Consider the following 9,425-nt stretch of genomic DNA (forward strand, 5'->3'; position numbering starts at 1 on the left):
ATTTTGTTCGCCTATTAAAAATTCGACATCTTTTGAAATTTCGTTTGTTTATTGACGAAAGCGCATTGCTCTGTTGTCAAAAACGCAACTCCTTTTTGTGACAGTGATAATTGTGTGATATCGTATTGTGCTTAAAAAATACATAAGTTAATTTTATGTATAAATTTAAGATATTTCTGCACAAGCAAATATCAAGTTTATGCAAGCTTTATATAGGGAGGATCAGCCAGTGACAAAATGCCGCAAATCTTTAGTCACACGAAATCTTCGCCATTTTAGACAGATTCCTGGTATTCGGGTTGTAAATTGGGTTGACTCATAGCGATCGCATCACGTAAATACCTGAATCTGCATAACTACAGCAGCACGCCTCACATTCGCTCTTCTTTGCAATCTGTCGAGCTAATATTTGCTTCGCTTTAGTCACCGAACCGTGTCGCAGTTCATGAAGTGCCTGGTGCAACCCAGTGTGGGCATTAGCCGGATCTGCATAGGCGTAGCCCAACCTAGGCATCGCTCTTGAGTAAAACCTGTGGGTTTCCTAAAATTTCACTGTGCTATAGGATTCCTATTTGATTAAAGAACTGCGTACACCTCTAACTCCCTTTTTTCCCATTTCTCATTCCCTATCCCCTATCCCCCCATTCGGTGTCTCTACATCTTATACCAGAAGCCTTGTGTGCCAATTGCGTAAGTCCTAGAGCAATTTGGCACTCCTAAAAATGTTAAGTTATAAAGGCGCACCATTGGGAAACATCACTGCCAGCAATTTTTCATGGAGTTGGACTGTCTCTAAATAGATTTGTTCAATTTCTTTAAATGTGTCTTCAGAAATACCAAGTTTCTTTGCTCCTTTGAGAACTACAGACCTTTCTTCTTCACTATATTCTCCATCAGCAGAACAAGCGTGCATCGCATCATAAATCAGGAAATGTCGTGAATCACTAGCTGCAAAATCTCCACTAATGACTGCCTCTATATCTTCATCAGCTTTGTAAACTTTTAGTTGTTCAATGATTGCAGGGTTGCAATTGTAGGCACAGCCATATCCAATCACCCAATTTCTTTCTTCATCTGTTAGTGTTCCATCACCATTAGCACAAATAAGAAGCGATTTTAAGTAAGCTTCATAAGCCATGTCTGATGGAAGCTGTTTAAAACCATACCTTTCCTTAAACAACCACAAAATACCTAAAAAATTCTCTTTGTCTTGAATATTAGCAGCCATTTCTATTCCCCTAAACACAAAAAATGTTCTAAAAAATTTGAGATCTTGTCACATCCATGATTATCATAATTGATTTTTCGCCCATGAAATAATTTTTTGGTGGGTGGAGTGGATGGCATAAATTGTGGCGATCGCAATGTGCCAGTTGCGTAAGTCCTGACTACGTAAATAAAGAGCAATCCGTGCCTCAATTTTATCAGTGGCAAACGCTTGATATTAACGTCAGTAGACCGAAAAGTTTTCTAGAAACCTTACCAGTCCTTGATTTCTGCTTGGGAATACAATCCGCCGAAATCAGCTTGTAATCTACCTTTCAAGAACTTTTGTTCTGGGTTGACTTCAGAGCGATCGCAACTTGTAGGGAAAGACAGCAGGGTTATATCTAACTTTGTCATGCCGTATTTAGCCTCAAACCCTAAAAATTTTTCTAAAATTTAAAATGGCTCAGATCATCGCTTAACTAAAACCTCCCCAGAACTTCTATCAGGGCTAAAGTGTAAATAAGCTAATCGGCATTTAAGCTGCATAATATAAATGCGGAACCGATTGAAAGTAAATATGCCACCACCAGCCAAAAACTTTTTAACTTTGGAACAAGTCACTCAGCTACAGCAAGCACTTAAGCTGGAAAAATGTTTAAATGGAAGGTATAAAAGGTGAATTTAAACCTTCTATTTTTCTCCTTTGCCCTTTAACCAATAAGTATTGATTAGTCGCTTACAGACCTTATTAAATGCTAGCCATGTCTATAAAAGGCTACATTTAGGCAATTAACTATCAGTGCTTAAAAACGCTTAAACTTAATTATTTTTTATAAAAAATATTCTTTTTAATCATACACAAATATTAACTGTATCTCTTTAATATTTATTAAGATATATCTAAAAACTTCCTTTTCAAAACCGTATTTTGCTAACGTGATTTACGTAAATAACTAAAAAATAGGCAAAAGATGGAAATTAGCGCTCGCAACTCTCTTAAGGGTACTATCAAAAAAGTTGTGCCTGGTTCGGTTAACACCGAGATAACTTTAGAACTTGCGCCAGGAGTAGAGCTAGTCTCAATAATCACCAAATCATCAGCAGAAAAGCTGGGACTTGTAGAAGGTAAAGAAGCTTATGCTGTGATTAAAGCATCTGATGTAATAGTTGCTGTTGATTGAAAAATCGGCGACTTACCTTTGTTAGTAGGTCGCTTTGTCTCTTTTGTTAAATTGCGTTTTTATACACTATTGCCCTTGTCTATTAGAGTTTTTGAACATAAAAATATATAGCTATAGTTTCTTTTAACTAGCAACAACGCGGACGTAAATAGCGCGAACACTTTCCCAATCCATTGGTAAAGATGTATTTCCAACTTTGATAATTAAAGAAGGTAAATGCTGTTCTAAAGTGATAGTAGTACCTGGTGTCACTCCCATTGATGTTAGTTTTTTCAATATGGTTTCATCCTGACTATTGCAAAAAGTGATGATTCCTCGTTCTCCCACTTTCAATAATTCTAATGAGCAGCCAGTCACGCTAAAAGGAGTAAACATTTCAGCTATTAAACATAAAGGATGAAGGATGAAGGATGAAGAATGTTTTATCCTTCATCCTTGTTTAAACTAAGATTTCAAAGATTGCTAGGATTAGACGAGATAAGGCTCTTGATGTGTCTTAATCGTGCAATTAGAACGAGGATAAGTGACGCATAGCAGAGCGAATCCTTTCGACATCTGCTCGTCATCTAGGAAAATTTGATCAGATTGATCGACTTCCCCATCAACGATTTTACCAACACAACTAGAACAAGAACCTGCGTGACAAGAGAAAGGTAACTCAATACCATTTTCTTCTGCTGCTGCCAAAATGGTAGTATCTTCGTCAACTTCAATTGTGGTGTCGAAGTTTTCTTTTTTGCTGATCAATCTAACTTGGTAGCTGGCCATTTTGCGATTCTCCTCAAAGGTTATACAATTAGATTTAATTCCCGAAGCTTTTGAGTTTCCCTGTCCTACTCTTTGAGCATTTACGAGAAGCCGCCACAGTGAGATTTGATGCTAACGGAACTAAGGAAAACTTTGATACTTGTGTCTTCCCAAGTCCCAAATAGTATTAGCTACAGGGCGTTCCAGTAGGCGTACAGTCACCAGCTTTAAAAGACTTTCCACAACCGCAGGTATCAGTTGCATTGGGATTGACAAACTTAAAGCCGCTCTCCATCACTCCCTCAACAAAGTCAACTACAACGCCTTCTAATAAAGGCGCACTTTTGGCCTCAACGTAAACGAGTACCTTACCTTGCTGGATTACTAAATCATCGGGTTGTGGTTTGCTAGTGATATCGATCGCATACTCGTAGCCACTGCAACCACCATCTTTCACAGAGATGCGAACACCTTTGGTTGCGCCATTGGCGTCGGGGGCTGAACCTCGCAGGAATGCTCGTAGATGAAATTCTGCTTTTTCTGACAAAGTAACGGTCATCAAATCTCCTGAATTGTAGCGATTATTTGTTTTGATTTCAGGTGTGGGTTGTCATTTGTCATTTGTTATTTGTCATTTGTCCTTTGTTGGTTGTAAAGACTTAGTTAATTAATGACTAATACTGCTCTACCAGAGGCTGCACCAACGACTTACCTCGGCTCCGGCTCCATGAGCGAAGTCGAGATGCTCAGCACGAGTCACTCAGTACAAGTAACTAATGACCAATGACCAATGACCAATGACTAATGACGCAAATTAACTATTTTGTGCAATACTGCTGGGTTCCATCGGTTTGGATTGCGCTTGTCTCCAAGGTGCGCTGTTACCGCATACTGGGCAAGAGCGATCGCGGTAAGAACGGCGCTTAGCAAATTCCATCCGACTCAGATCAATTGTCAGCAATTGCGACAATAGAGGTTGACTAAACCCAGTAATCAGCTTAATAGCTTCCAAGGCTGTTAGACAAGCCAGTGTCCCAGAAACAGCACCTAGAACCGAAAAGCCGCGCCGATCCCAATCAGGCTTCTCTGGAAACAGACAGGATAAACAAGGAGTCACACCAGGAATAATCGTAGTCAGGTAAGCTTCCATCCCGTCCATTGCAGCTTCTACCATTGGCTTACGCCAGCGCACACAAGCTTCATTCAGCAAATTGCGCTCCGTAAAATTGTGGGCGCAGTCGATAGCCATATCAGCAGATTGCACCAACGAATCTACATTTTCCGAGGTGATGTAATCATGAACAGTTTCCACTTGGACATCAGGATTAATAGCGTCCAGAGTTTCTTTAGCTTTAAATACCCTTGGCTTACCTACCCAATCATCCGTCATGAGAACCTGACGATTCATATCATCCAGCCGCAAGTCACCACCCCGGACTAAGATTAGCCGTCCGACGCCCGCCACTGCTAGGTAAAGCGCCGCCGTACCGCCTAATCCCCCCACACCTGTAACCAGAACAGTCGCTGACTTCAGGCGCTTCTGTGCTACTTCGCCAAAATTCGGGAGCATCATTTGGCGACGATAGCGTTCTAATTCGGTAGGCGTCAGGTTTACCAATTTTTACCTCCTAATCAGAAGTGATTTCTGTCAGTGTGACTACATTTTTCGGCTTGTCGTTAAACACTTTGAACAGCTTTTGTTCATGCGGTGTTGATTCGAGAAATACCTGATAAGCTTTTTGCAAAGCTAGAGAATATTGATTTAGTCTCTCTTGTTGACTCAATTCAGGAGAATTATCATCAATTTCCTTGATGTATTGAGAAAACTTTTTCAAAATATGTAAACGATTTACGTTCACAAATTTTTGGTCATAAGGCAGGTTAAAAAACTTCAGAAATTCCTCTGTATCTACGAGCTGCTTGAATTCGTCAATAGTTCCAGTCATTTAGCATTCTCCAATTTTTTCAGCTGTTGCTTAAGCTCATCTAACTGTCGATAGATTTCATAAGTCGCAGCTGCAACATCCATAAGTTGCTGGTAATCTGTTGGCAGCCCTTCTGCTAAATCATGCAGATCCATTTTCATTTGACCTGCTTTGCTGTTGAGGCGTCTAATCTGACCTTTTAATTCCTCAATTATCATTTGTCCTTTGTCCTTTCTCCTCTCTCCTCTCTCCTCTCTTACAAAGTTATGATCTAAGGAAGCCTTAGATCAGACTTTGCGCTTTGTCATTAGTCATTTTTTTTACCAATAATCAATGATCAATCACCAATCACCAATCACCAATGACTAATGACTAATGACTAATGACTAATGACTAATAACCAATGACCAATGACCAATGACCAATGACCAATGACCAATGACTAATTAAAGTTTGCCCACTTCCGGGAAACGCTTTGCCAAATTAATCCCTTTCTGGACAAAATTTTCTCCCTCTTCTGCTAGTTTTTCTAGCGAGTCAAAGCCAAAGCGATGAGCATCTCGCAAAGTTTTTACGGCTAGCAAAAGACGCCCAGAAAAGACCAGCGCCCAGCCAAATCCTTCATGGCTCAAATCAACTACAACCTGAGATATCAAACCTGTTTCCTGTTCAATACCAGCGGCTACAGCTCGAAAGAATGCCATAATTCGAGCTTGAGTTATCGGATCAACTTCACCTTCAACAGATATTTCACGCTTCTTTTGTTTGCTAACAACAAAAGGTTTAAGAATTAACTCATCCGACCAACTACGATAAACTCCATAACTATCTTGACCCCGGATTTGTTTAATTAATACCTTAAGAAAAGGCGAGTTCAAGACTTCGGTTGTAGCAGTTCCGTTAACACTATTATTTGTGGTCATACTGTTGCTTCATCTTCAACTTCATCGGCAAAATTTGAGGGTTTTTGCTGTAAAGCTTTACGCAACCAAGGCGGAGGGTTGCCTTTGAGGGTTTTTACTAGCTTATTTAGGACTTCGCTAATTTCTTCCTCTTCCGATCGCGCCTTAACGGGGGTGACACCTTTCTTGATCAAACGAGCCGCCGCACTCCCACCAATTGCTGTTACGTAAACAATCGTACAGTCAACTATTGCGTCAAGTTTTGGTGTGATTTTGTCCTCGTTACCATCTTCTTTCAGGTCGCCTTCAAAATTGAGGGTTTCTAGGAAGTGATATCCCTCATCGGAAATTTCATAAACATCAATCATTCTTGCCCATCCGAAGTGAGCATTAATATGAACTCGGTCACTCGTCGTGAAGGCAATTTTCATCCTGATTTATCCTTTGTCTACCGCTTTGCGAAGTCCAGGGTCAAAATTCCCAAGTAATTAACTTTAACTAATGACTCTTGACTAATGACTCTTGACTCTTAACTAATGACTCTTCTTGTTCTAAAAATAAGTTACCAATACCAAACAAAAGCTCCATTGTGCCTCGGTAGCCTACTTTGGTAAATTGACCATTACCTAAGCGGTCATAAATGGGCAAACCTAGACGATATAAAGGAACCGAAAGACGTTTAGCGATCGCTCTGACATTTGAGTTACCAATCAATAAATCAGACCCGGCTGCTAGATTCTCAAAGTCTTCCAAATCGCCGATGGTGACGCTTTTAACGGGGAGCTTTTCTAGTAATGGCGATCGCGTGGTTGTCACCGCAGCATGAATTTGAGTTCCCATCGATTGCAGAAAACACACTATTGACCACAACAAGTCTGGTTCCAGGGCTAGGGAAACTCGCTTAGCACCGAAGTAAAAGTGAGTGTCCAACATGGCATCTTGCAACTGACGGCGTTGGCGGCAGTATTTTTCTGGGACGCTATTACCACTAAGAATTGCCAATGCTTGCAAGAACTCATCCACAGGTTCTAATCCAGTCAGTTCGCCAAACACCTCATAAGGTGTGCCAAAGCGTTCTTCAAGAATCTTGGCAGCCCCCCGCATACTTTCACCCAATGCTAGGGTAAAGGCAGAACTACCTGCCTCTCGTAGCTGTTTTAAGGTAGTCCCACTAACTGTAACTGCACTATAAGTATCCTCTAAGTGTCCATCTAGAGAAGCGCCAAGATCAGGTACAAAGATTGGTACTAGTCCAAAGGCTGTAACCATCTCTTTGACTTCCTGTACATCTCCTGGTGTGAAAGCAGAACCCGCCAAAATCGTGACTTGTTCAGTTCTGAGTCCACCTGGCCGAGGAATTTCCTTAACTATGCTTTCCACAGCAACAGCAAAGCCATCTTGCAGGGCACCTTTAAAATCTGGGGTAGGGGCAAAAACGATCGCCAAATCATTCAATTCAGGATGGCGATCGCGGATTTCTTTGAGAAAGCCCTCAATGTCATCCCCTCTAGTTTCAGTCAACCCCGTGGTACATAAACCAATAATTTCTGGGTTGGACTTTTCTACCAGCGTGAGAAGTGCCTGTTCCACATTCTCTTCACCACCTAAAATGGTGGTAACTTCCGTCATCGCTGTCGTAGCTAAGGGAATCGCCTCTCGGAAATGTCGCACCAGAACAACTTTGGCAAAAGCAGTACAACCTTGTGAACCGTGGAACAGAGGTATAGTCCCCTTCAATCCCAAAAAGGCCAAGGATGCACCCAAAGCTTGACTTTGCTTCAGGGGATTAACTGTCAGTGCTTTGTTAGATGTGGTAACGATCGCCATTACAATACCTCCTCATTCCACAGCGCGGACTTTCTCGTTCCCTGGCTCCGCCGGGGAATGCTGACAGTGAGGCTCTGCCTCATCTGCTCTAAAAAGAAGGCAGAGCCTTCAGGAATGCGTTCCCAACCGGAGTCTGGGAACGAGGGTATAAGAGCCATTAAACTGCCTCCTCCTCGTCCCAAGGAGCGGGTTTGCGTATTTGCTCCCAAATCGGGCTATAAAGAGCTTCGTACAGTTCCCGTGCCATCTCAATCATTCCCACATAACCTGCATAAGGATGATGGCGTTCTTGGTTAATATCGAGGAAAGGAATTCGAGCTTTCAGAGCAGTGTATTGGTTACGTCCACCAGCGATCAGCATATCTGCGCGAGTGTCTTTAACCAGTTGTAACAATTCTTGAGCGTTGCCCTTCTCTAGCATGATGCCATCGTTGCCAATCAACTTCTTGATTTTGGCTTTATCTTCCTCCGTACTTTTCCGAGTACTGGTAGCAACAACTTCTATCCCCAAGTCCTTAGCAGCCGAGATAATTGACCAACTCTTGACACCTCCGGTATACAGAACAACCCGTTTACCTTTGAGTCGAGCACGATAGGGAGCCAACGCCAAATCTAGAGCCGCAGTTTCTTCTGCAATCAACTTTTCTGTCCGCTCTTGCAAATCAGTGTCGCCTAATTTAGCGGCAATGTTTCGCAGACAGCGATTCATATCATCGATGCCGTAAAAAGACTCTTCAATGTAAGGGATGTTGTAGCGCTCCTCCATCTTTCTCGCCATGTTAAGCAGCGCTCGTGAGCAAATCATCACGTTAAGCTTGGCACGATGGGCATAGCGAATTTCATCGTAGCGAGCATCGCCCGTAATTTTAGACAAAATACGGATGCCTAATTTTTCTAACAGTGGTGTTACTCCCCACATTTCCCCGGCAATGTTGTATTCGCCGATTAAATTAATATCATAGGGCGTAGTGTATTCTGGTTCTGCTGTACCAACGACATATTCCAGCAAAGCTTCACCACCAAAACGGTTCCCCAGATTTTTGCTCCCAATAAATCCTGGAGCAATTACTGGGACAACAGGAATACCAATTTTCTCAGCCGCAGTTTTGCACACAGCATCAATATCATCGCCAATCAGGGCTGTAACACAAGTAGCGTAAACAAACACCGCCGCTGGTTGGTAGCGCTGGTGAAGTTCCAAAATTGCTTTGTAAAGCTTCTTTTCACCACCGAAGATGACATCGTTTTCACCCAAGTCAGTCGTAAAGCCCATCTTGTAGAGTTGGGGCCCAGAGGAGAGACTACCACGACTGCCCCAGGAATTACCAGCACAGGCGATCGGCCCGTGGACTAAATGAGCAGCATCGGCGATCGGCACTAAGGCAATCATTGCACCATCAAAGGCACAGCCCCCTTGAGCCGCGCCAGGTTGTGCCTGTTGAGCGCAAGACTTGTTTTTCTTTTCGGATTGTTTGTGCTGATTATGCTCGCATCCTGTCTCAGTCAGCAGCTCGTTGATTTTGCCTTGGGTGATTTTCATCTCTTTTCTCTTAATTGTTAATTGTCCTTTGTCATTTGTCATTTGTCCTTTGAATAACTAACAACTAATGACCAATGCCCCATCCCCCATGCCC

14 protein-coding genes are annotated in these 9,425 nt (G+C 42.2%); 1 reads left to right on the forward strand and 13 read right to left on the reverse strand.

Annotation, left to right across the window (positions count from 1 at the left end):
• Positions 1 to 316 precede the first annotated feature (316 nt).
• The 3 genes from IQ246_RS26815 to IQ246_RS26825 all read right to left on the reverse strand — a co-directional run bounded on the left by IQ246_RS26815 (position 317) and on the right by IQ246_RS26825 (position 1,623).
• Entirely contained in the window at positions 317 to 514 is a 198-nt protein-coding gene (locus IQ246_RS26815; RefSeq protein ID WP_194006341.1) for a hypothetical protein, read from the reverse strand.
• A gap of 216 nt (positions 515 to 730) precedes the next feature.
• On the reverse strand, positions 731 to 1,228 hold the full coding sequence (locus IQ246_RS26820) for a hypothetical protein (RefSeq protein ID WP_194006342.1): 498 nt from the start codon (positions 1,226 to 1,228) through the stop codon (positions 731 to 733).
• A 251-nt stretch (positions 1,229 to 1,479) separates the two neighbouring features.
• Positions 1,480 to 1,623, reverse strand: a complete 144-nt coding sequence (locus IQ246_RS26825) for a hypothetical protein (protein WP_194006343.1) — start codon at positions 1,621 to 1,623, stop codon at positions 1,480 to 1,482.
• 557 nt (positions 1,624 to 2,180) lie between these two features.
• Between IQ246_RS26825 and IQ246_RS26830 the strand changes: the two genes are divergently transcribed.
• Positions 2,181 to 2,390 (forward strand): molybdopterin-binding protein, encoded by a 210-nt coding sequence (locus tag IQ246_RS26830; RefSeq protein ID WP_194006344.1) that lies wholly within the window; start codon positions 2,181 to 2,183, stop codon positions 2,388 to 2,390.
• A 123-nt stretch (positions 2,391 to 2,513) separates the two neighbouring features.
• Here the strand turns inward: IQ246_RS26830 and IQ246_RS26835 are convergent, their stop codons facing one another.
• From IQ246_RS26835 to nifE, 10 genes are all read right to left on the reverse strand, one after another.
• The gene (locus tag IQ246_RS26835) at positions 2,514 to 2,765 is read right to left on the reverse strand and encodes a FeoA family protein (protein WP_194006345.1); all 252 of its coding nucleotides are present in this window, start codon (positions 2,763 to 2,765) and stop codon (positions 2,514 to 2,516) included.
• Positions 2,766 to 2,858: 93 nt separating this feature from the next.
• Positions 2,859 to 3,158 (reverse strand): 2Fe-2S iron-sulfur cluster-binding protein, encoded by a 300-nt coding sequence (locus IQ246_RS26840; protein ID WP_194006346.1) that lies wholly within the window; start codon positions 3,156 to 3,158, stop codon positions 2,859 to 2,861.
• 166 nt (positions 3,159 to 3,324) lie between these two features.
• A complete protein-coding gene (locus IQ246_RS26845; protein ID WP_194006347.1) occupies positions 3,325 to 3,696 on the reverse strand; it encodes an iron-sulfur cluster assembly accessory protein in 372 nt (123 codons plus the stop codon).
• A gap of 255 nt (positions 3,697 to 3,951) precedes the next feature.
• Positions 3,952 to 4,755: a HesA/MoeB/ThiF family protein gene (locus IQ246_RS26850; RefSeq protein WP_194006348.1), complete on the reverse strand. Its 804-nt coding sequence runs from the start codon at positions 4,753 to 4,755 to the stop codon at positions 3,952 to 3,954.
• Between the two features lie 10 nt (positions 4,756 to 4,765).
• On the reverse strand, positions 4,766 to 5,083 hold the full coding sequence (gene nifW, locus IQ246_RS26855; protein ID WP_194006349.1) for a nitrogenase-stabilizing/protective protein NifW: 318 nt from the start codon (positions 5,081 to 5,083) through the stop codon (positions 4,766 to 4,768).
• On the reverse strand, positions 5,080 to 5,280 hold the full coding sequence (locus tag IQ246_RS26860) for a CCE_0567 family metalloprotein (protein ID WP_194006350.1): 201 nt from the start codon (positions 5,278 to 5,280) through the stop codon (positions 5,080 to 5,082). Before IQ246_RS26860 ends, nifW begins: the two co-directional genes overlap by 4 nt.
• A gap of 228 nt (positions 5,281 to 5,508) precedes the next feature.
• Complete coding sequence (locus IQ246_RS26865; RefSeq protein ID WP_193195405.1) at positions 5,509 to 5,985, reverse strand: NifX-associated nitrogen fixation protein; 477 nt, start codon at positions 5,983 to 5,985, stop codon at positions 5,509 to 5,511.
• Entirely contained in the window at positions 5,982 to 6,395 is a 414-nt protein-coding gene (gene nifX / locus IQ246_RS26870; RefSeq protein WP_194006351.1) for a nitrogen fixation protein NifX, read from the reverse strand. Before nifX ends, IQ246_RS26865 begins: the two co-directional genes overlap by 4 nt.
• Before the next feature lie 67 nt (positions 6,396 to 6,462).
• Positions 6,463 to 7,791 (reverse strand): nitrogenase iron-molybdenum cofactor biosynthesis protein NifN, encoded by a 1,329-nt coding sequence (gene nifN / locus IQ246_RS26875; protein WP_194006352.1) that lies wholly within the window; start codon positions 7,789 to 7,791, stop codon positions 6,463 to 6,465.
• Between the two features lie 157 nt (positions 7,792 to 7,948).
• Positions 7,949 to 9,331: a nitrogenase iron-molybdenum cofactor biosynthesis protein NifE gene (nifE, locus tag IQ246_RS26880; protein WP_194006353.1), complete on the reverse strand. Its 1,383-nt coding sequence runs from the start codon at positions 9,329 to 9,331 to the stop codon at positions 7,949 to 7,951.
• Between the last annotated feature and the right edge of the window lie 94 nt (positions 9,332 to 9,425).

It is taken from the genome of aff. Roholtiella sp. LEGE 12411, assembly GCF_015206995.1.
In the GTDB taxonomy this organism is placed as follows: Bacteria; Cyanobacteriota; Cyanobacteriia; order Cyanobacteriales; family Nostocaceae; genus Komarekiella.